We start from the raw sequence: 21,400 nt of genomic DNA, 5'->3' as shown, positions 1-21,400 counted from the left end.
TGTCATAGTCTTTATCATGCCCGTTTAAGAGTAATATTATCAATAAAAAAAGGATTGTCTATCATCAATAGATAGACAATCCTTAGGCTATTATTTTACAGTTTCTAATAAGCGTACAAACTGCCCTTTAGAGTGAGGGTAGCCCGCTTGTGTAATTTTGACCTTTACAAGTTGACCAATCAGGTTTTCAGGACCTTCAAAAACTACTTTTAAGTAGTTGTCTGTGTAACCCGTTAATAAGCCCTCTTCCTCACTACCATCATGAACAAATTCTTCAGGTATTACTTCTAATACTTCATTTTCGAAGCGAGAAGCATATTCCTTCGCAAGTTGGTCATTTAAAGCGATTAGGCGGTGAACGCGCTCATTTTTAATGTCCTCATCGATTTGGTCTTCCATACGGGCTGCAGGTGTGCCTGTACGAGGAGAGAATGGGAACACATGTAACTCTGAAAATTTATGGTCACGAATAAAGTTATACGTTTCCATAAATTCTTCTTCTGTCTCACCTGGGAAACCAACGATGACGTCAGAAGTAACAGCTAAGTTCGGTAATGCTTCATGTAATTTTGTTAAGCGTTCGCCGAAAAATGCCATCGTGTATTTACGACGCATACGTTTTAATACTGTATCCGAACCTGATTGAATCGGAATGTGTAGATGATTAACAACAATGTTTGACTCACGTAAAACATCGATGACTTCATCTGTTAGTTGGCTAGCTTCAATAGAAGAAATACGTAAACGTTTTAATCCTTTTACATTCGCCTCTAAATCACGTAACAATTGAGCAAGGTTATAATCTTTCAAGTCTTGTCCATAGCCACCTGTATGAATCCCTGTTAGTACGATTTCAAGATAACCAGCATCGACTAATTGTTGTGCTTGATTTAGTACTTCCTGTGGATCACGCGAGCGCATTAAACCACGCGCCCAAGGGATAATGCAAAATGTACAGAAGTTATTACAGCCTTCTTGGATTTTTAATGATGCACGTGTTCGGTCTGTAAATGCTGGCACATCTAATTCTTCATATACACGATTTTTCATAATGTTGCGTACAGCGTTAATTGGTTGACGCTCGTTACGATATTGCTCAATATAGCCAAGTAATTTTGTACGATCCTGTGTTCCTACAACAATATCTACACCAGGAATCGCCATAATTTCAGCTGGGGACGTTTGCGCATAACAGCCTGTAACACAAATAACCGCATCTGGATTTTGACGGACAGCTCGACGAATAACTTGACGCGATTTTTTATCGCCCGTATTTGTTACTGTACATGTATTAATGACATAAACGTCAGCCTGATGATCAAACTCCGTACGATCGTAACCATCTTCTTTAAACAGTTGCCAAATAGCCTCTGTTTCATAGTGATTTACTTTACAGCCAAGTGTGTGAAAAGCCACTTTTGACAAGGCTAAACACCTCTTTCATTCAAATTCATATGATATTGCAGATAGCGCATAAAGTGGCGCTGTTTCTGCACGTAAAATTCTTGGACCAAGAGACATTGTTTGCGCGCCAGCTTGCTTTAACATATCAGCTTCTTTCCGCGCAATACCACCTTCTGGACCGAAGATAATAAGGATTGATTTCGACTCCTTATCATACACGTTTTTTAGCTTATCCGCAAACCTTGTGCGTTTTTCTGCCTTTGCATCCTCTTCATCTGCAATAAATATAGCGTCAAAATCGTTCATACGCGATACAAGCTGTGTAAACTTTATTGGCTCGTATATTTCGGGTATGTGCGTGCGATGTGATTGCTCCGCTGCCTCTTTTGCAATTTTTTGCAAGCGCTCCTGTTTTTTCGCACCCTTTTTGACATCCCATTTTACAATTGATCGCTCCGCTTCAAATGGCAACAAGGCATACATACCAAGCTCAGTCGCTTTTTGTGTAATAAGTTCTAATTTATCACCTTTAGGCAGCCCACAAGCAACTGTTACACGAACAGGAAGCTCTGGCGATGGAATTGTTCGTCCCGTCGCATGCACAATGACATCATCCTCTTCAAATGCAGTAATTGTGCAAATATAAGCTGTGTCTTGTGCAACGACGATAATCTCCGCACCTTCTTTCATGCGCATAACACGCATGATATGTCGCGCATCTTCACCCGTAATGCGTGCTGAATCAATGGATGTATCGATGAAATAACGTTGCATAGCTAATACTCCTTTCTGATAACGAAAACGCCAAGCCGTAAGCACTCGGCTCACGATTTGGCGCTTTCTTGGTCAATTTATTGTGGTCGACGAGCGATAATTGCTACCCAATCTTCCATTAATAATACTTCTTCAATAACAAAGCCTGAAGCTTCAAGTGCTGCTTTCACATCATCTCGTTTCGCTCCGATGATGCCTGAAGTGACATATAATCCGCCTGGTTTAACAATTGTAAATGCATCGTCAGTAAAGGACATAATAATCTCTGCTAAAATGTTTGCAACTACAACATCAGCTGGCTCTTTCACAGTATCTAATAAGTTACCGTGGAAAACTTCAACTTTATCGCTTACTTTATTTAACGCAACATTTTCTTGGGCAGAACGTACAGCCACTTCATCTAAATCTAGTGCATGCACACTTTTTGCGCCAAGCATTGCTGCACCAATCGAAAGAACACCAGAGCCTGTGCCAATATCGACAACCGTGTCGCCTTCTTTTACGACTTTCTCAAGACCTTGTAAGCACATAACCGTTGTTGGGTGTGTTCCTGTACCGAATGCCATACCAGGATCTAACTCAATGATTAATTCATCCGTTGAAACTGGTGTATAGTCTTCCCATGTCGGTACAATTGTAAAACGTTCCGAAATTTTAACTGGGTGATAGTATTGTTTCCACGCTGTCGCCCAATCTTCCTCGTTCACTTCTACAATCGAAACAACATTTTCTCCGATATCAATGTTGAAATTCGTTAAATTCGTAATCGCTGCCTTGATTTCTTCAACTGTTTCATTTAAAAAGCTAGACTCTGATAAGTAAGCTTTAACGATAACGCCCTCTTTTGGAAAATCATCTTCATTTAGCGCGTAAATCTCACCATACTGATCTTCACGTGGCTTCGCGAATTCAGCTGAATCCTCAATTACAACACCGCTAGCTCCTGCTTCATGCAAAATATTTGAAATTGCTTCCACCGCTTCATTTTTTGTATGAATGGATAGTTCTGACCACTTCACGTAGCTCTTCAGCTCCTCTAATTATTCACCTTGGAATTTTTTCTTGATTTTATCAAATAGTGAGCTTCCTTGTTCTTCTGGAATATCGCCACTAATTTCTGCAAATTCACGTAGTAATTGTTTTTGTTTCTCTGTTAATTTTTCTGGCGTCATAACTCTAACAGTTACATATTGGTTACCTGTTCCATAACCATGAACATTTTTTACACCTTTATCTTTCAAGCGGAATTGTGCACCTGATTGTGTACCCGCTGGAATACGTAATTTCACTTTACCATGTACAGTAGGTACTTCAATTTCATCCCCTAATGCTGCCTGAGGGAATGTTAATTTTAATTCGTAGTAAATATCATCGCCATCGCGTTCGAATTCATTGTGCCCTTGAACGCGGAACATAATGTATAAGTCACCAGCTGGACCACCGTTAATACCTGGTTCACCTTGACCTGTTACACGAATTTGTTGACCATCATCAACCCCTGCAGGAATGGACACTTTAATTTTTTTACGTTTTTGAACTTTACCTTCACCGCGACAAGTTGAACATTTTTCTTTAATGATTTTACCTGTTCCGTGACATGTCGTACAAGTACGACGATTCATCATGCGGCCAAATGGTGTATCAACAGCCTGATTAATTTGTCCTGCACCTTTACAAGTAGAACATGTTTCAGGAGTTGTACCTGGTTTTGCACCAGAACCATGACATGTTTCACATGTTTCGTCTTTAGGAATTTCAATTTCTGTTTCTTTCCCAAAAATCGCTTCCTCAAATTTAATATTCATACGGTATTGCAGATCGTCACCTTTACGTGGTGCATTCGGGTCTTGTCGGCGTCCACCACCGCCAAAGAATGAACTGAAAATATCCTCGAAGCCGCCAAAGCCGCCGCCTCCGAAACCGCCGCCTCCAAAACCTGCATTTGGATCTTCGTGTCCAAATTGGTCGTAGCGCGCTTTTTTCTGATCGTCACTTAATACTTCATAAGCTTCAGCAATTTCTTTGAATTTTTCATCTGCACCTGGCTCTTTATTTAGATCAGGATGGTATTGTTTTGATAATTTACGGTATGCCTTTTTAATGTCATCTTTAGAAGCCGATTTCGTTAAACCAAGCACCTCGTAATAATCGCGTTTCTCCATGATTCACACTCCGCTCTTTTTGCATAAAATCTATTGTAACATGCAGTCTAAAAAACTGCCTCTATTTTCGCCATAATTTTCACTTTTCTATCCATATTTCTAAGCTTCATAGTCGAATTGACAAGCCCTTGCCACTTCAATTTCGTCTATTCAAACTCAAGAAATAATTGTATAGAAAGAGAAAAGCCAAAGCCGCAAGCGGTCTTTGGCTTCTTCACTTTACTGTTATGTTGATAATTTCTTATTTGTCGTCTTTTACTTCTTCAAAGTCAGCGTCTACGATGTCGTCTTTTTTATCAGCTCCAGCATCTGGACCTGCCTCGCCACCTTGAGCTGCTTGTGCTGCAGCTGCCGCTTGTTCGTATACTTTCATTACTAGAGGCTGTAATACGCCTTCTAATTTTTCTTTCGCTGCTTTAATACCTTCTAATTCACCAGCTTCAAGCGCTTTTTTAAGTTCATCACGAGCATCTTCTACAGATTTTTTCTCATCTTCTGTAATTTGCTCACCTAAGTCAGCAATTGTTTTATCAACTTGGAACACTAATTGGTCCGCTTCGTTGCGAAGATCTGCTTCTTCTTTACGTTTTGCATCGGCTTCTGCATTCGCTTCAGCGTCTTTTACCATGCGTTCGATTTCATCGTCTGATAAACCAGAATCAGATTGAATTACAATTGTTTGCTCTTTATTTGTACCTAAATCTTTCGCTTTAACCGAAACGATACCATTTTTGTCGATATCAAATGTAACTTCGATTTGTGGAATACCACGTGGTGCTGGTGGGATATCCGCTAATTGGAAGCGACCTAATGTTTTGTTATCCGCTGCCATAGAACGTTCACCTTGCAATACGTGAATATCTACTGCTGGTTGGTTATCAGCCGCAGTTGAGAATACTTGTGATTTAGATGTAGGAATTGTTGTGTTACGATCGATTAATTTTGTGAACACGCCACCCATTGTTTCAATACCTAATGAAAGAGGTGTTACATCAAGTAATACTACGTCTTTTACGTCACCAGTTAGTACGCCACCTTGAACTGCAGCACCCATCGCTACTACTTCGTCAGGGTTAACACCACGGTGAGGCTCTTTACCAGTTTCTTTACGTACAGCTTCTTGTACTGCAGGAATACGAGTAGAACCACCAACTAAAATAACTTGGTCAATTTCAGAAGTTGATAGGCCTGCATCAGATAAAGCTTGTCGTACTGGACCTACCGTACGGTTTACTAATGGTAATGTAATTTCATCGAATTTCGCACGAGTTAAAGAGATTTCTAAGTGTAATGGACCTGCTTCACCAGCTGTAATGAATGGTAAAGAAATTTGTGTTGAAGTTACACCTGATAAATCTTTTTTCGCTTTTTCAGCAGCATCTTTCAGACGTTGCATAGCCATTTTATCTTTAGAAAGGTCGATGCCGTTTTCTTTTTTGAATTCAGCTACTAAATATTCGATTACCGCATCATCGAAATCGTCCCCACCAAGTTTGTTGTCACCAGCTGTCGCTAATACTTCGAATACACCGTCGCCTAATTCAAGAATAGAAACGTCGAATGTACCACCACCAAGGTCGAATACTAAAACTTTTTGGTCTACATCTTGTTTGTCTAAACCATAAGCAAGTGCAGCAGCTGTTGGTTCGTTAATAATACGCTCTACTTCAAGACCAGCAATTTTACCAGCGTCTTTTGTCGCTTGACGTTGCGCATCGTTAAAGTAAGCAGGTACAGTAATTACTGCTTTTGTTACTTTTTCACCTAAGTAATCTTCTGCATAACCTTTTAAGTATTGAAGAATCATTGCTGAAACTTCTTGTGGTGTGTATTCTTTTTCTTCCACTTTCACTTTTTCAGCTGTACCCATTTTTGATTTGATTGAAATAATTGTGTTTGGATTTGTCACTGATTGGCGTTTTGCTACTTCACCAACTTGTTTTTCACCATTTTTAAATGCTACTACAGATGGTGTAGTACGATTTCCTTCTGGATTTGGAATAACTTTTGGTTCTCCGCCTTCAAGTACAGATACACAAGAGTTTGTTGTTCCTAAGTCAATACCGATAATTTTGCTCATAGTAAAATTTCCTCCTATTATTAAAACGCAAATTTGCGTTAATTAACTAAAATATTTTTGCTTAATGCTCTTTGACTATTCGTTTACAGATACCATCGTTGGGCGTAATACGCGATCTTTTAAAAGATACCCTTTTTGCAGCTCACGTAACACTACACCTTGTTCTTTTTCACTATCTTGTTCTTGCATAACAGCTTGGTGGACGTTTGGATCAAACTGTTCCCCTTCTGCCTTAATAACTTGTAAGCCTTCTTTTTCTGTTGCTTCCAATAGTGAGCGGTAGACCATTTCGATGCCCTTTACGATTGATACTGCTTCCTCAGAAGTCGGTTCAATTTGCAAAGCACGTTCAAAATTATCTAATACTGGCAGTAAATCCGATAATAGATTTTGTGCACGATATTTTTCGGCAGCCTCGCGATCAAGCTGAGAACGACGACGTAAATTATCGAAGTCTGCACGTAAGCGTAGGTGACGATTTTCCTCGTCATCTAGCTTTGCTTGCAACTCTGCTAGCTTTGCTTCATACTGCTCTTCCACTGTTAGTTCTACTTCTTGTGTTTCTGTTTGCTCGACAGTTGATTCGTTTTCAGCTTGTACATTTTCTTGTACAAGATCTTTGTTTTCAGTTGTTTCAGTCACTTAAATCCTCCTCATTATCAATCACTACGATTCTTCGTAAAGGCTTGGGTTAAATCCATGCGCATTACTTCAAGCAAAGCAACCACACGCTTGTAATCCATGCGTGTAGGACCAATAATTGCAATGGCTCCTTGTTGATCATCACCTATTGAATAAGTCGTTGTTATGACACTACAGTTTTCCATTTCTAACTGCTTATTTTCCGAGCCAATACGAATATGAATACCCGATTCGTTCGGATGGAAGAGCGACTGCACTTGGCTAGTCGTTTCCATTAAGTCCAGTATCATTCGGACTTTATTTAAATCGTGAAATTCCGGCTGGTTGAACATATTTGTCTTGCCACCATAGAAAATTTTACTTTCCGAATTTTGCATTGTAGCTGAAACGAGCGAATGGATAAAATCATCCGCAGATCGCACATGTTGTTGTAAAATGGCGGGTATTTCAATTTCCAATTTTTTGTGGATTTCATCTAATGAAACGCCAACTAAGCGTTCATTTAAAATGTTAACCATTTTTTCTAAATCAGCAGCGGTAAAATTAGGTGGTAAACTAAACATGCGATTCTCAACATGACCGTTATTCGTTACGATAATCGCTACTGCAGCATCACTTGAGAGTGGCACAATAGAAAAACGTTTTACTCGATGTCTTTGGACATCTGGTCCTAAAAGAATCGATGTATACGATGTCAGCTCTGATAAAATATTGGCTGATTTTCGGATAATGTGCTCTACTTCTACTAGACGTTCATTGAAAATCGATTGAATCTGCTGAATATCCCTAGAATTAATGCCCTGTGGACTCAACAAATGATCTACATAAAATCTATACCCCTTTTCCGAAGGCACTCGACCAGAGGAAGTATGTGTTTTTTCTAAGAAACCTAATTCCTCTAAATCCGCCATTTCGTTTCTAATAGTGGCTGGACTAAATGTAATCTCATGTTTTTTTGAGATTTGGCGAGAACCTACCGGCTGTGCAGACATAATAAAATCATCTACGATTACTTGCAATATCTGTAATTGCCGATTTGTTAGCATGATTATCACCTCTGTTAGCACTCAACCAAGAGGAGTGCTAATACTATTATTAAGTTATCAAATCCCACATTTTCTGTCAACGATATCGCTCAATCTTCTAGTAAAAATTGTTGAAAAACTTCATTTCCAACAAAACGCCCCTTGCGCGTAAGACGAATACCTACTTTATCATGCTCTAATAAACCTTCTAATACTAATTTATCTATAACTTGTCCATAGCGATTCATCATCGGCTCTTTAAATCTTTCTTCATATATAGCGTGCGCAATCCCTTCCGTTTTACGCAGTCCTAAAAACATTTGCTCTTCTCGCTGTTCAGTCTCAGTCACCACATGGTCCTGCATAATAGGCAAATCCCCTGCACTTACAGCATCCATATATTTTTTTAAAGGACCATGATTTGAATAGCGTACACCATTTATATAGCCATGTGCGCCTGCACCAAAACCAGCATATTCATCATTTTCCCAATAGATTTTATTATGAGTCGAAGCATAATCAGTCTTTGCAAAATTGCTAATTTCATATTGCAGAAGGCCATGCGATTGCATCTCTTGCATGAGGACATCATACATATCTGCTTCTATATCTTCCGTCGGTAAACTTAACTTCCCTTTTGCATATTGGTTATAAAAAATCGTCTTTGGTTCCACTATAAGGGAGTACGCTGAAAAATGCGGAAGGTCAAGTGCGAACGCTTTTTCTAGTGTATCCTTCCATTGCTCCATTGTTTGGCCTGGCAAGCCATACATTAAATCGATGCTTACATTTTTAAAACCAACCTTTTTTGCAAGTGCAATTGTGTCATAGACATGTGCATTGCTATGTGTGCGGCCAATTTTTTTTAATAATTCCTGATCGAATGATTGCACGCCCATGCTTAAACGATTAACGCCTCCATTAAACAGGGCATGCATTTTTGCCTCAGATAGTTCATCTGGATTTGCCTCTGATGTAAATTCTGTCACACTGTCCATCGGAATATACGTGCGAATCAGTTTGAGCAGCCTTGTCAATTGATCTGGAGATAAAGCAGTTGGTGTGCCTCCACCAAGAAAAATCGTTTCTATTTGGGTAAAACTATGTGGATATTTTTCCGTCGCAAGCGCCATCTCCTTGCCTAGCGTTTCGATATATTCATCTACAGGTTGATTTTTAAAGTAAAACTTATTGAAATCGCAATAGTTGCAGATTTGATGACAAAAAGGAATATGAATGTAAACACCTCGTGCCATAGCTATCCCTTCTTTCTAGTTGAGTTTTTCCATTTCCCCATTATAAACAAACGTTATGGAGAACGCCATGAATCCATCCAGATACATGAACGACAGTAAAAACGAGTTAGTACAAATTGACAATAAACTTTCAATAATATGTGAACTCATTGAATTGTTATTAATAGAAAGAATCCATTAATGGTTGCTTTAAAGACCTTTCGAATAAAAGAAAAGACCTCCTAGCAAAAGCTTTGGAGTAAAATATTATTTAAGAAGTTTAATTAACTGATCTGTTATTTCTTCTGGGATGGCATAAGTAACGTGTGTATCATCCACCTTCATTAAGGCACTTTTTTGTCCTTTTTCCCCTAGCCATAGATGATAACCTTGCTTAGTTCCATCTGTATAAATGACCTTTAAATCAAATTCAGGCTCAGTCATATCTACTATCCCCTCTCTCTTTACAGCGCTAGCGAAGGCATTGTTAAATATATCGAGCGTATTATTATCTTCATATTCTCCAAAAAAATTAGCATTCACTTTACCGAAACCACTTGATATAGAGATACTGACCTTTGAAATATTTACACTTTCATTTGATTGGCATGCAATAACAATGACAGACAGAATACATAATAATAAAACAAATATTCTCAATTTTTCATACACACTCTCTTTTTACCATTATTTTACTATTAAATCCGTACGAAACAAACCTTTTTTACAATTATAAGGATTACTTTTTTATTCATAACATAAAAATTGACCCAATTTATCGAACAGCTTAAAATATATATAGATTATTTCACCTACTCCGACATTTCAGGAGAGGTTTTAGCTTAGTACCTTTAAACCTGGAGAACTTGTTAAATTTATGATGATTTAATCGTTATTTTGTCTTTCAAAATTCTCATCATAACTTGAATTGTCCGTGCTCCATGTTCTATAGATCTTTCATTTCGCCTCTTTGCTGGCAACTATACTTACCAAGGTGTCGTTATCCCATTTACGACTAATTTTACAGTAAGCATCTCTAAAAACGGTGCTTTATATTAAATGAAAATTATTTTGATAGAACGGCATTATGCCGTTCTTTTTTATGTAAATTAATCTTCTAAAAGTAATACAGAAAAACTAGTATATAGTTGATATTTTTCTGAAAATTCACTCAGTTATATGATATGATAAGAAAAAGTGATAGACAGGAGGAATCATAATGGACCCGAGTTTAAAGCTACAACAACAACAGAAAGTGATGATGACACCTCAATTACAGCAGTCTATTGAATTACTACAATACAATGCCTATGAATTAGAGCAATTTCTTTATGAACAACAATTAGAAAATCCATTAATTGATCTACAATCGCCAACTTTTCAGGAGAGAGTTTTTAGTGCTACCTATAACTCTGCTTCAACTATGCCCAACGAATTTTATACAAAGAGGGCGGAACCAAACTATCGTGAGGAGTTATTCCAATTAGCTGCACTCACTTTTGAGGGGGAAGATATACGACTTACCCAAACAGTAATTATGCACTTAGATCATAAAGGGTATTCGCCACTACAGATTGGCCATCTTTCAGTACAACAGCATAATCGCGCCATTCAATTATTACAGCAAATTGGTCCAGCTGGAGTAGGTGCACGTAATTTGCAAGAATGTCTTTTGTTGCAAATTGAAGAGAAAGACTTTGATTTACAACAGCTTATCCAAAGCGGTTTATCTCTGTTAGCCGAACGAAAATTCCTAGCTCTACAGAAATCGCTGCAGCTATCAAAGGAACAATTATCAAATTGCATTCATCGGCTACAACAACTAACACCAGTACCTTGTACGTTGAGCCAAGAGAATGATACGTTGTATGTCACTCCTGACATTATCGTTTTTCTTGAAGACGGGACATTACACTTTAGTTTAAATGATGGCTCATTACCGATAGTTCAACTCGATGAAAGCTATAAAAACATCACTTCTTTTTTACCTCAATCTGAGCAAAAATATGTAAAACAACATTTCAAGCATTATAACTGGCTTATACATAGCTTACAGCAACGTCGACAAACAATTATTCAAATAATGTCTGTAGTTTTAGAGCATCAGCAAGCATTTTTCATTCATGGTTTCTCTTCTTTGAAACCGCTTACCCTACAAGATGTCGCAACGAAAATCGATATGCATGTTTCAACAGTAAGCCGAGCAATTCGCAACAAACGTATTCAAACACCTGCTGGAACGTATTTATGGAAAGATTTATTTTCTTCAAAAATTGACAATATGCAAGCGCAACATTCTCAAACTTCCATCTTAGAAATGGTTAAAAATATTATTACAGCAGAAAATAAACAAAAGCCATTATCTGATCAAAAGATTGCTGAAATACTAGCAAACTCCCATCAAATTCAAATTGCGAGACGCACGATCAGCAAGTATCGCGAGGAACTAGGAATACAAGCAGCGAGCAAACGTAAGGAATTATAATGGTTCACTCAACACGTAACGTTCGAAGTACTTTCGAAACGAAAACGAATGAGAGAGTACGAGAACGAAAAACGTTCCCGTACTCTCTTTATTTTCGATGCTTTGATTTCTATTTCAGTGGTAATGTTCAAGGGTAACATATAAAATTTCATAAATATTAAATGACTTCTAACTGAGGGTTTTATGCTTCAACTATAAAGCAAAGCTTTAAGTTGAACAGAATGCCCAATATAATATCAACTTAAATTAGTTTAGGAGCTGATTTAATGAATGTTAGAAAAAAAGGTTATATAGAAATACTTATTGCAATGATAATATTAATAACAATAATCTTCATTCTAGATATTGCTACACAGAGTGTATTAATAATTGTTGGCGTTATAGTTCTTTTTAATATAATTTTGTTTGAATTATTTATATTCTTTAAATCCTAAGCGCTAGGCACTCAAACAATTTCTACCCAATCGTTAAAATATCATTACTATTTAATAAATAGTTTGCCAGTGCCTCTGTTTCTTCACCAATCGCTTTGTCCCCTTCTAATGGTGGGCAAAACGAACGTATGATATTTAAATATTTACGTGTTGTAGGTGCTAATTGCTCTTCTGCTTGCTCTAAATAAATAGCTTGAGAAGCGGCGATTAATTCAATGGCAAGCACCCGTGCACTATTATGCACAATTTGTCGTGCTTGCCTTGCCGCAGTTGTCCCCATACTGACATGATCCTCTTGATTGCCAGAAGTAGGAATAGAATCGACACTCGATGGATGCGCAAGTACTTTGTTCTCAGAAACAAGAGATGCTGCAACATATTGTACGACCATTAAACCACATTCAAGTCCTGGATCTGTTGCTAAAAATGGTGATAATCCACTTAATTGAGGATTCACTAAACGTTCCGTTCTTCGCTCAGAAATATTCGCCCACTCCGCTACGCCTACTTTTAAAAAATCCATTGCAAGTGCAATCGGCTGCCCGTGGAAATGACCACCAGATAACACCTCACCATTTTCTAATACAATCGGGTTATCTGTCGTTGCATTGATTTCCGTCTGCAAACGTTGCTGGACATAATCAAAACATTGCCAAGATGCACCATGAACTTGCGGCACACAACGTATTGAATAGGCATCCTGCATACGGACTGCACCTTGCGTCGTTATCCTTTGACTACCAGTTAACCACTTTCGAATTCGATTACCAACCATAGCAAGTTCAGCATGAGGGCGCACAGCCAATAAATCAGCATCAAATGCAGAAATAATGCCCTGTAACGCTTCCATTGTGAGACAGGCTGCCATATCTGCTATATAGCCAAGACGTTCCGCTTCTTTAATTGTCATTACCCCTATACCAGTCATCGCCTGTGTCCCATTTATTAATGCAAGTCCTTCTTTCGCTTGCAGTCGGACAGCTGTTAACCCCACTTTTGCTAATGCTTCCTGCCCTGACATAACATGTCCATTTACTTCTGCCTTGCCCTCTCCAATCAAAACTAATGCGATATGTGACAGAGGGGCTAAATCACCACTTGCTCCAACTGATCCTTGGGAAGGGACAATAGGATGAACATGATGATTAATTAAATCCACTAGTAATTGAAGTGTTGCTTGCCGTATGCCAGAGTATCCTTTCGCTAAAGCATTGGCACGTAAAACCATCATTGAACGAACAACTGCTGTATCCAATGGCACCCCTACACCAACCGCGTCAGCGCGTAGCAAATTTAATTGTAATAATTCATTATCCTCGTCGGCAATTTGGACATCGCTTAGTTTCCCAAAGCCTGTATTTACACCATAAATAGTATGTCCATCCGCTAATCTTTGTTCAATTCGAGCACGGCTTGCTTGCACTCTTTCTAAAGCGCTTGGTGCAATGGCAACTTGAGCATGCCCCCTCGCTATTTGATCAATTTGCGTTATCGTCAATGTATGACCATCCAACTGAATAACTTCCATCTAGAACTCCACCCCTTTGATTGTTACGACTTTTTTTCTATAAAACCATTGCAGCGATTATGCCAAAAATAAATAAAGGGATATTATAATGTAAGAATGTAGGTACACAAGTATCCCAAATATGATTGTGCTGTCCATCTGCATTCAACCCTGATGTCGGACCTAATGTACTATCAGAGGCAGGGGAACCCGCATCCCCTAATGCACCTGCTGTTCCAATTAGCGCAGCTGTTGCAAGCGCACTAAACCCAACTGCCGCACATAACGGCACGAACACTACAGCTAAAATAGGAATGGTGCCAAAAGATGTGCCAATCCCCATTGTTACTAGTAAACCGATAAATAATAAAAGGATAGCTGTTATAAGTTTGCTTTGTCCTGTCATACCAGTCATTGCCTCTACAAGCTCCGTAATAGCATTTGTTTCTTTTAAAATCGTTGCATAGCCTGAGGCAATTAGCATAATAAAAGCAATAACCCCCATTAGTTTGACGCCATTTTGGACCACTTCTTCACTATCCTTAATAAACACTACACGGCCTATAAACATAATGATAATGCCTGATAATGCGCCTAATACTAATGAGCTTAATGATAATTGAATGCCCAGTGCTACAAAAATGGCAACGATCGCTATCCATCCTTTCGTATCCATGGATGCCTTTTTATTTTCTAATTTTGCTTGCTCATAGTCTTTAATATCCTCTTCTAGTTGCTTATACTCTCGCGGTTTTCTGTAGGAAACAAATACAGCAATCGCTAAACCAACGAACATACCAATAGCAGGAATAGCCATCGCTTTTGGTATTTGGCTTTGAACAATGGCCATGCCATTGGCTGTCATCTCATTAGCAATAATTCCTTGAAATATTAATCCATAGCCAACAGGAATCCACAAGTAGGGCATTTTTAAGCCAAATGTTAGCGCTGATGCTAATGCACGACGATCCATTTTTAATTGATTAAAGAAAAATAAAAGTGGTGGTATCAATATTGGAATAAAGGCAATATGTACGGGAATCAGTGTTCCTGATAAACACGCAATGATTGCCAACGCAAAGATTAAAATGTATTTATTAGGCTTTTCGAGTGACAATAATTTTTGTATCAGAATGTTTGCTAAACCAGAATGCGCAATTAATGCCGCAAAGATTCCTAACAATATATAACTTAATGCCGTCTCAGATTGACCTCCCATTCCACCAATAAAAATTGAAAGTGATTCAGAGAGCGATAAACCAGCAACAAGCCCTGCAACAATAGCCGCAATTAATAAAGCAAATAATACGTGAATACCACATAAACTTAAAATGGATAACACAATGACTGAGATTAAAACAGGATTATCTAACATCTACATCCCCACTGTCTGTTTTATATTGTTTTAATCAAAATACTTGCAATAATAACACTTCCCAAGGTTACCGTCGTAAACCCTCCAACGAGCATTGGTGTTAAAATTTCATTAAAGATTTTTCTTTGCTCTTCTTCCGTTTTACCAATGCTTCTACTGACTTCCTCACATACAATGTAATCACCTGGAAAGCCGAATGTAGACGTTAAAGCAACTGGAATCCCAAGAAAAGGATTCACCTTTAATAACTTAGATCCTAGTAACCCCCCTAATAAAATGCCAGTTACTCCTACGAAAAGAATTGTTAATACAGCAGGTAATTTATCAATAAACATCTCAAATGTAATATCGTTCATCATCCCAATAACGATGAAAATAATTCCTGCCATCCCAACGGTAAAACTATTTGATTTCTCCATAACACGTTCAGGATAAAATTTCACTAACCGACCGATAATACCTATCGCCAACGCCCATAAGCTATACGGAATTCCAGTTAATTTGGCTAAAACTACGGCTAGCGCCCCACCAATAAACAACATAAACAGTAATACTAAAGGCGTTTGAAACTTTTTAGGAACGATTAATTGATCATTATCTTCTTGCCCAAATGCAACAGTGTTGGAGGCTACATACGAACCGCTTTTTATTTGCTCACTAATCACAGTTGCATGTTTGCGTAACAATAAATTTGCTAGTGGAATTCCAATTAACGACTGCAAAGCCATAATTAGTGCAGGGATGGTCAATAAGCTGACAAACCCCAATTCTTTTATCCCCTCAGATGTAATTAAAACCGCAATAATACCCCCATTTAATGGTCCCGTACCTGCAACAGCAGTTTGATAATCAAAAAGGACGGTCACAATTGTTAAAATAAAGAGTGAAGCAAAAAACATACCCATTATTGCAATTAACACTACTTTCCATTGGGAGCGAATCATTCGTAATGGAATTAAAGTACCCATATGAACTAAAATAGGTGCCGTTCCTAATAAAGCGCCAACCGTTAAAAATGTCGAGTTTTCAAGCAAATCTTTCGGAAATATCCCTAGCCATAACAAAATTAAATAGCCCATCATTGCCACAAAAAGCATTGGCACTCTTGCTTTACTAATAACGGAAATGATTTCTCCTAGCGCAACGAGCCCTAAAATAATCATCGCTGCAATTACAGGTTCTTGAACCATTTAATCTCCCCTTTAACTATTTAATGTTAAAGCTGAATGAACAAAAAGTTTTAATCCAATTGCTAATGAATCTTCATTTACTGCAAATCTAGGATGATGATGAGGATAATTTAATGTTTCATCATCAAACGCTGCTCCAATCGCGATAAATACACCAGGTACTTTTGTTAAAAATGCCGAGAAATCTTCTCCGCCCATAAATGGCCCTATGTGCAAAATGGTATCGGAAGGAAAATGCTGTTGGATAACCCCTTCCACTACGGCAGTTAATTGTTCATCGTTTATTACTGATGAATAACCATCATTGTACGTAAAATTATAATCAGCACCATGTGCAGCAACCGTATGCTGAACTTGCATGGCTATTTGTTGGGCAATCCGTTCTCTCACTTGCTGCGAGAATGTTCGGACACTTCCACCTATTACTAAGCGATCAGGGATAATATTTTTGGCGCTACCCGCATGAAACTCTGTCACCGCAAGTACCGCTCGTTCTTCTGCATTCACTTTTTGCGGAATGATATGGTGTAATACATTTGTAATTTGCGATCCTATTAAAATCGGATTAATAGAATCATGAGGCTGAGAGGAGTGGCCTCCCTTTCCGATTATTTCTAAATCAAACGTATCTGAATTGGCTGTAAAAGGGCCTGCACAAATGCCTATTTTGCCTGTTGGAAGCGTAGAAAATAAATGCAATCCTATTATGCGATCAACACCATCCACTACACCAGCTGCTACCATCTCTTTAGCGCCTCCTGGAAATAATTCCTCAGCATGTTGAAAGATGAAGCGAATTTCCCCTTTTAAAGATTGCTGCAACGTAGATAAAATTTTAGCAGCGCCTAGTAACATAGCAGTATGACCATCATGACCACAAGCGTGCATTACACCCGCTACTTTAGAAGCGAACGGTAAATCTGTTTCTTCTTGTATCGGCAAAGCATCCATATCTGCTCTGAATGCCAAACAATCTCCTGGTAAAGTCCCCTTTAAAACAGCTAACACACTTGTTTTTGTCGGCCTCGTTACGACTAAATTTCCAAAAGAGATTAACTGATTGTAAACAAAATCTGCAGTAGCATATTCTTCATACGACAGTTCAGGGTTTTCATGTAAATATCTTCTCCACTGTAAAATTTGCGGCACTACTTGCTCTATTTCTTTCGCTACATTTAAAGTGCTTGACATGTAACACTCTCCTCCTTTAATTTTTATGGAGTTCATACCACTGCTCAATTAATGCAGCAGTTAATCTACCCGTATTAACTAAGTTTTCAATACTAATATTTTCTCTAAAAGAGTGAATATTCTGAAATCCGTTTCCGAGCGTAATACATGTTAATCCATGTTCATTTAATACATTCGTATCTGCGCCACCTAATGTTTTTGTTAAATAGGATGAAACGCAAATATTATCAGCCGCTTTTTTTACCGTTTTCACAAGATCATCTTCCTCAGAAATATTAAAGCCCAAATACTTTTCTTCAATGTTAACCTCGACCGTCCCCTGAAATTTCTGTGCTGCTCTTTCCATCGCTAGTTGCATATGTTGCAATTGTGCGTCCAGCTTCTCCTTTGAAAAACTTCTTACTTCGCCACCAAGCGTCACTGAACCTGGTATTATTGAAGTTAGTTCTCCACCACTTATAATCCCTACATTTGCTAATGTTTCACTATCAATTTCTCCAAGCTCCATTGATAACAACCCTTCGGAAGCAATAATAAATGCATTATTTCCTGCCTCTGCATTGAGCGCTATATGGGCGGCATTGCCTTTCACAGTGAACCAAATTCTACTACTGAAAGGACCTTGTAAAATGATTTGACCAACATCCCCGCTACTATCAAAGATATATCCATTTTTACTTTTAATCTTGTTATAATCCATATATTTTGCACCAACTAAACCTGCTTGTTCATTTACTGTTAAAATGAATTCAATTGGACCATGCGGGACATCACTTTCAATAATAGCGCGCATTGCTTCGATATAAGAAGCTAGTGCCGCCCGATCATCCGCCCCTAAAATCGTCGTACCATCTGAATAAATAATCCCTTCCTTGATAATAGGTTTGAGGTGCTCGGTTGGTAACACCGTATCCATATGTGTAGAAAAAAATAATGGCGGAATCGTATTATCCGTTCCCGGATGCCAAGCAATTAGATTCCCAACTTCACCATTAAAATGTTCATGTGCTTCATCGAATGTTAATTGAAAGCCAAGCTTTGGTAATGTCTCTTTTAAAAATGCTGCTACTAGACTCTCCTTACTACTTGGGCCATTAATTTTAGCCATTTCTAAAAATAATTGTACTAACTTTTCTTCATTTACATATGACGCTGCTTTCGATGCAAATTCAATTGTCATTACTAATTCTCCCTTCTAACTAAATGTGCCTTCCTTTGCCCATGTCCCATTACTTATAACAATTTGCCCGCTTTTAATAACCGTCTCTACAATATTCGTTCCAAGTTCATATGCTACATACTTGTAATTTGGTACATCCCATATTTGAAGATCTGCCATTTTACCAACTTCTATTGTTCCTCGATCTGTAAGATTTAGAGCCTTTGCAGCCATTTTTGTCGCCGCCTTAATTGCTTCCTCTACTGAAAATTGATAGAGTCTACATGCTAAATTAATTACAAAGGACATAGAAGTCGTATAACAAGCAGGGCACATATCTGTTGCTAGTGCTATTTGCATACCTTTATCAAGCATTTTCCGCGCTTCAAATGGTTTCTTATGGGCAACAGCGAAATCTAATGCAGGCATTAATACACCGACAACTCCAGCCTTCGCTAGTTGTGTCATAACATCTTCTGGTGTGTAATTGAGATGGTCAATGGAAATCATTTTCATGCGCGCAGCTAAATCTGAACCGCCGATATACGAATAGGCATCCGCATGAATTTTAGGTAATAATCCATGTGCTAAGCCCGCTTGTAAAATACGTTCGGATTCAAGCTCAGTAAAATAGCCTTCATCACACCAAACATCACAAAACTCTGCTAAATGATGTTGGGCTACTTGCGGAATCATCACTTCAACAATTTCATCCACATATTGTTCCTTTGTTAAATGATCTGGAATCCCGTGCGCTCCTAAAAATGTATTGACTACATCAAGAGGAGTAAGATCGCTTAAGCGTCGACCTACTCGTAAAATTTTTAGCTCACTTTCTAGTGTTAAACCGTAGCCACTTTTACTCTCTACCGTTGTTGTACCATGCTTAAGCATCGTCAATATTCGTTTTTTCGCTTGTTCGAAAAGCTCCTCCTCTGAAGTATCTCGCGTAAGTTCGATTGTTCGATTTGGTCCTGTCGTAATAGCAAGCTTTTTTAAATTTTCTTCTATATTTCCAGTAAGTTTAGCGGCATACTCTTCAACTCGACTACCATGAAACACCAGATGTGTATGTGCATCAATATAACCAGGAGCCACTACTTTCCCACTTGCATCAATACTGTTAGTAGCATCCACTACATAGCGTTGTTCAAGCTGTTGATGGCTACAAATATCGATAATTTTTTGTCCATCTATAACGATTGCCTGATTGGTTAACACTTGAAAGTCTTGCATGCTATCACCTGTACAAGGTAATATTTGTGCTGCATTTTGAATAATCATGTCTGGTCTTTTTAACACACGACCACTCCTTTACAAAAGTATATAGGCGATAGGCGTGACGATAATGAGCGTTAAAACCGTTCGTACAAACCATACTGCAATCATCTTGCCTAAAGAAATGGGAATTTCCGTTGATAGAATACAAGGAATTAATGCAGAGAAAAAGAGAATGGCAGATATCGATAAAGTTCCAACAATAAATCGCGTCTCTATAGCACTATCTATAGCTACAAGTGAAGGTAAAAACATATCAATTAAATTAATGACGGCCGCTTTTGCCACTATTAACGGCTCTGTCATTTGCAGTAAATAGGTAATAGGTACAAACAAGTAAGCAGCATAATCAAAGATAGGTGTATTATTAACAAGCCATAAACCGATTAAGCCAATGGACATAATTGTTGGTAAAATCCCCATAGCCATCACTAAACCATCTTTCACATTGTCCTTCATACTTTGCCACAGATTCGGTGCATTCTCAGCTGTTTGTAACGCCTCTCTCCATGCACATTGCAAACGTTTTTCTTTTACAATTTTCTCTACATCCCCATCCATCTGGTTGTAATAGTCCGTACTCATATTTCGAATAGGCCAAATCCGAACACTGATGGCTGTTACTAAAAATGTCACAAGAAACGTCACCCAAAAATAAAGATTCCAAATATCCATTAGACCTAGTGTTTTTGCAACGACAATCATAAAGGTAACTGAAACGGTCGAAAATCCAGTAGCAATAATCACCGCTTCCTTTGTTGTATATTTTCCTTCCTTATAAATGCGATTCGTAATTAATAAACCGATAGAATAGCTACCGACAAATGAGGCAACCGCATCAATCGCCGATCGACCAGGCGTTTTCCAAATTGGCCGCATAATTGGCTGCACTATAATACCGATAAACTCCAACAATCCATAGCCTACCAACATAGCTAAAAATATGGCACCAATTGGAACTAATACTCCGATTGGTGTAAGCAGTGAGTTATACCAATAGGGTCCCATATCTGCAGCTAAAAGCCAGCTCGGACCAACTTTAAAGACAACTAATATAGAGGCAATTGCACCGATTATTTTTAATAGAGAGATTACTATTTCTACTACCGATCGATTCCACGTTCTTTTATAAAAAGGATAAACGGCGCCAGCAATAACAATGATTAAAATATAGTAAACAATGGCTGACGAAAACTGTGTACGAATAAATGTCACTAAATGATCAAGCGGTATTGTTTTTTTACCATTTAGGGTGATAGAGATAAAGAACATGAAAATACCAAATAAGCTAAAAGCAAAAAATTTGTAGATGGCTGACTTTTTATATTGATGCGATACACCTTCTAGAAAGTTGTCAAAATCCACAGGTGACATATCAGCTTTTTTCATGTACATTCCTCCTTTTAAACTAACAAGAGGCCAGCATCTCTTATTGTTTATTGCACTGGCCTCTTTCCTA

17 protein-coding genes are annotated in these 21,400 nt (G+C 38.2%); 1 reads left to right on the top strand and 16 read right to left on the bottom strand.

The genetic code is table 11. The features are described 5' to 3' along the window. Positions 1-90 precede the first annotated feature (90 nt). The 9 genes from mtaB to JNUCC52_RS21305 form a co-directional block, all read right to left on the bottom strand. A complete protein-coding gene (gene mtaB, locus JNUCC52_RS21345; protein ID WP_172772089.1) occupies positions 91-1,425 on the bottom strand; it encodes a tRNA (N(6)-L-threonylcarbamoyladenosine(37)-C(2))-methylthiotransferase MtaB in 1,335 nt (444 codons plus the stop codon). Positions 1,426-1,440: 15 nt separating this feature from the next. Further along, entirely contained in the window at positions 1,441-2,178 is a 738-nt protein-coding gene (locus JNUCC52_RS21340) for a 16S rRNA (uracil(1498)-N(3))-methyltransferase (protein ID WP_172772090.1), read from the bottom strand. A gap of 77 nt (positions 2,179-2,255) precedes the next feature. Beyond that, entirely contained in the window at positions 2,256-3,197 is a 942-nt protein-coding gene (gene prmA, locus JNUCC52_RS21335) for a 50S ribosomal protein L11 methyltransferase (protein WP_172772091.1), read from the bottom strand. A gap of 21 nt (positions 3,198-3,218) precedes the next feature. Continuing rightward, positions 3,219-4,340: a molecular chaperone DnaJ gene (dnaJ, locus tag JNUCC52_RS21330; RefSeq protein ID WP_172772092.1), complete on the bottom strand. Its 1,122-nt coding sequence runs from the start codon at positions 4,338-4,340 to the stop codon at positions 3,219-3,221. A gap of 241 nt (positions 4,341-4,581) precedes the next feature. After that, positions 4,582-6,420, bottom strand: coding sequence for a molecular chaperone DnaK (gene dnaK / locus JNUCC52_RS21325; protein ID WP_172772093.1), 1,839 nt, complete (start codon positions 6,418-6,420; stop codon positions 4,582-4,584). A gap of 75 nt (positions 6,421-6,495) precedes the next feature. Continuing rightward, positions 6,496-7,062: a nucleotide exchange factor GrpE gene (gene grpE, locus JNUCC52_RS21320; RefSeq protein WP_172772094.1), complete on the bottom strand. Its 567-nt coding sequence runs from the start codon at positions 7,060-7,062 to the stop codon at positions 6,496-6,498. A 17-nt stretch (positions 7,063-7,079) separates the two neighbouring features. Further along, positions 7,080-8,108: a heat-inducible transcriptional repressor HrcA gene (gene hrcA / locus JNUCC52_RS21315; protein WP_172772095.1), complete on the bottom strand. Its 1,029-nt coding sequence runs from the start codon at positions 8,106-8,108 to the stop codon at positions 7,080-7,082. A gap of 89 nt (positions 8,109-8,197) precedes the next feature. Continuing rightward, on the bottom strand, positions 8,198-9,343 hold the full coding sequence (gene hemW, locus JNUCC52_RS21310) for a radical SAM family heme chaperone HemW (RefSeq protein ID WP_172772096.1): 1,146 nt from the start codon (positions 9,341-9,343) through the stop codon (positions 8,198-8,200). Between the two features lie 246 nt (positions 9,344-9,589). Beyond that, positions 9,590-9,982 (bottom strand): YhfM domain-containing protein, encoded by a 393-nt coding sequence (locus JNUCC52_RS21305; RefSeq protein ID WP_337980768.1) that lies wholly within the window; start codon positions 9,980-9,982, stop codon positions 9,590-9,592. A 559-nt stretch (positions 9,983-10,541) separates the two neighbouring features. Between JNUCC52_RS21305 and rpoN the strand changes: the two genes are divergently transcribed. Next, complete coding sequence (gene rpoN / locus JNUCC52_RS21300) at positions 10,542-11,807, top strand: RNA polymerase factor sigma-54 (protein WP_337980767.1); 1,266 nt, start codon at positions 10,542-10,544, stop codon at positions 11,805-11,807. A 456-nt stretch (positions 11,808-12,263) separates the two neighbouring features. On the opposite strand, the gene hutH is transcribed toward rpoN, so the two are convergent. Genes hutH through JNUCC52_RS21265 form a run of 7 tightly spaced genes read right to left on the bottom strand, consistent with a single transcriptional unit; the run spans position 12,264 to position 21,330 of the window. After that, positions 12,264-13,769, bottom strand: coding sequence for a histidine ammonia-lyase (gene hutH, locus JNUCC52_RS21295; RefSeq protein WP_337980766.1), 1,506 nt, complete (start codon positions 13,767-13,769; stop codon positions 12,264-12,266). 37 nt (positions 13,770-13,806) lie between these two features. Next, a complete protein-coding gene (locus JNUCC52_RS21290) occupies positions 13,807-15,123 on the bottom strand; it encodes a Na+/H+ antiporter family protein (protein ID WP_337980765.1) in 1,317 nt (438 codons plus the stop codon). 20 nt (positions 15,124-15,143) lie between these two features. Further along, positions 15,144-16,313 (bottom strand): hypothetical protein, encoded by a 1,170-nt coding sequence (locus JNUCC52_RS21285; protein ID WP_172772101.1) that lies wholly within the window; start codon positions 16,311-16,313, stop codon positions 15,144-15,146. 12 nt (positions 16,314-16,325) lie between these two features. Beyond that, positions 16,326-17,504, bottom strand: a complete 1,179-nt coding sequence (locus JNUCC52_RS21280) for a M20 metallopeptidase family protein (protein WP_337980764.1) — start codon at positions 17,502-17,504, stop codon at positions 16,326-16,328. A gap of 16 nt (positions 17,505-17,520) precedes the next feature. Beyond that, on the bottom strand, positions 17,521-18,684 hold the full coding sequence (locus tag JNUCC52_RS21275) for a M20/M25/M40 family metallo-hydrolase (RefSeq protein ID WP_337980763.1): 1,164 nt from the start codon (positions 18,682-18,684) through the stop codon (positions 17,521-17,523). 15 nt (positions 18,685-18,699) lie between these two features. Next, positions 18,700-19,965: an imidazolonepropionase gene (gene hutI / locus JNUCC52_RS21270; RefSeq protein ID WP_337980762.1), complete on the bottom strand. Its 1,266-nt coding sequence runs from the start codon at positions 19,963-19,965 to the stop codon at positions 18,700-18,702. Positions 19,966-19,977: 12 nt separating this feature from the next. Then, on the bottom strand, positions 19,978-21,330 hold the full coding sequence (locus tag JNUCC52_RS21265; RefSeq protein WP_228134119.1) for a YjiH family protein: 1,353 nt from the start codon (positions 21,328-21,330) through the stop codon (positions 19,978-19,980). Positions 21,331-21,400: the final 70 nt, after the last annotated feature.

The sequence above is a fragment of the Lysinibacillus sp. JNUCC-52 genome, assembly GCF_015999545.1.
Lineage (GTDB): Bacteria > Bacillota > Bacilli > Bacillales_A > Planococcaceae > Lysinibacillus.
This window is presented reverse-complemented; position numbering and strand designations above follow the sequence as displayed.

Excerpts from the sequence above, each read along its gene's own strand:
- JNUCC52_RS21340 (WP_172772090.1), bottom strand. The coding sequence starts at position 2,178 with ATGCAACGTTATTTCATCGATACATCCATTGATTCAGCACGCATTACG.
- dnaJ (WP_172772092.1), bottom strand. The coding sequence starts at position 4,340 with ATGGAGAAACGCGATTATTACGAGGTGCTTGGTTTAACGAAATCGGCT.
- dnaK (WP_172772093.1), bottom strand. The coding sequence starts at position 6,420 with ATGAGCAAAATTATCGGTATTGACTTAGGAACAACAAACTCTTGTGTA.
- hrcA (WP_172772095.1), bottom strand. The coding sequence starts at position 8,108 with ATGCTAACAAATCGGCAATTACAGATATTGCAAGTAATCGTAGATGAT.
- hemW (WP_172772096.1), bottom strand. The coding sequence starts at position 9,343 with ATGGCACGAGGTGTTTACATTCATATTCCTTTTTGTCATCAAATCTGC.
- rpoN (WP_337980767.1), top strand. The coding sequence starts at position 10,542 with ATGGACCCGAGTTTAAAGCTACAACAACAACAGAAAGTGATGATGACA.
- hutH (WP_337980766.1), bottom strand. The coding sequence starts at position 13,769 with ATGGAAGTTATTCAGTTGGATGGTCATACATTGACGATAACGCAAATT.
- JNUCC52_RS21290 (WP_337980765.1), bottom strand. The coding sequence starts at position 15,123 with ATGTTAGATAATCCTGTTTTAATCTCAGTCATTGTGTTATCCATTTTA.
- JNUCC52_RS21285 (WP_172772101.1), bottom strand. The coding sequence starts at position 16,313 with ATGGTTCAAGAACCTGTAATTGCAGCGATGATTATTTTAGGGCTCGTT.
- JNUCC52_RS21280 (WP_337980764.1), bottom strand. The coding sequence starts at position 17,504 with ATGTCAAGCACTTTAAATGTAGCGAAAGAAATAGAGCAAGTAGTGCCG.
- JNUCC52_RS21275 (WP_337980763.1), bottom strand. The coding sequence starts at position 18,684 with ATGACAATTGAATTTGCATCGAAAGCAGCGTCATATGTAAATGAAGAA.
- JNUCC52_RS21265 (WP_228134119.1), bottom strand. The coding sequence starts at position 21,330 with ATGAAAAAAGCTGATATGTCACCTGTGGATTTTGACAACTTTCTAGAA.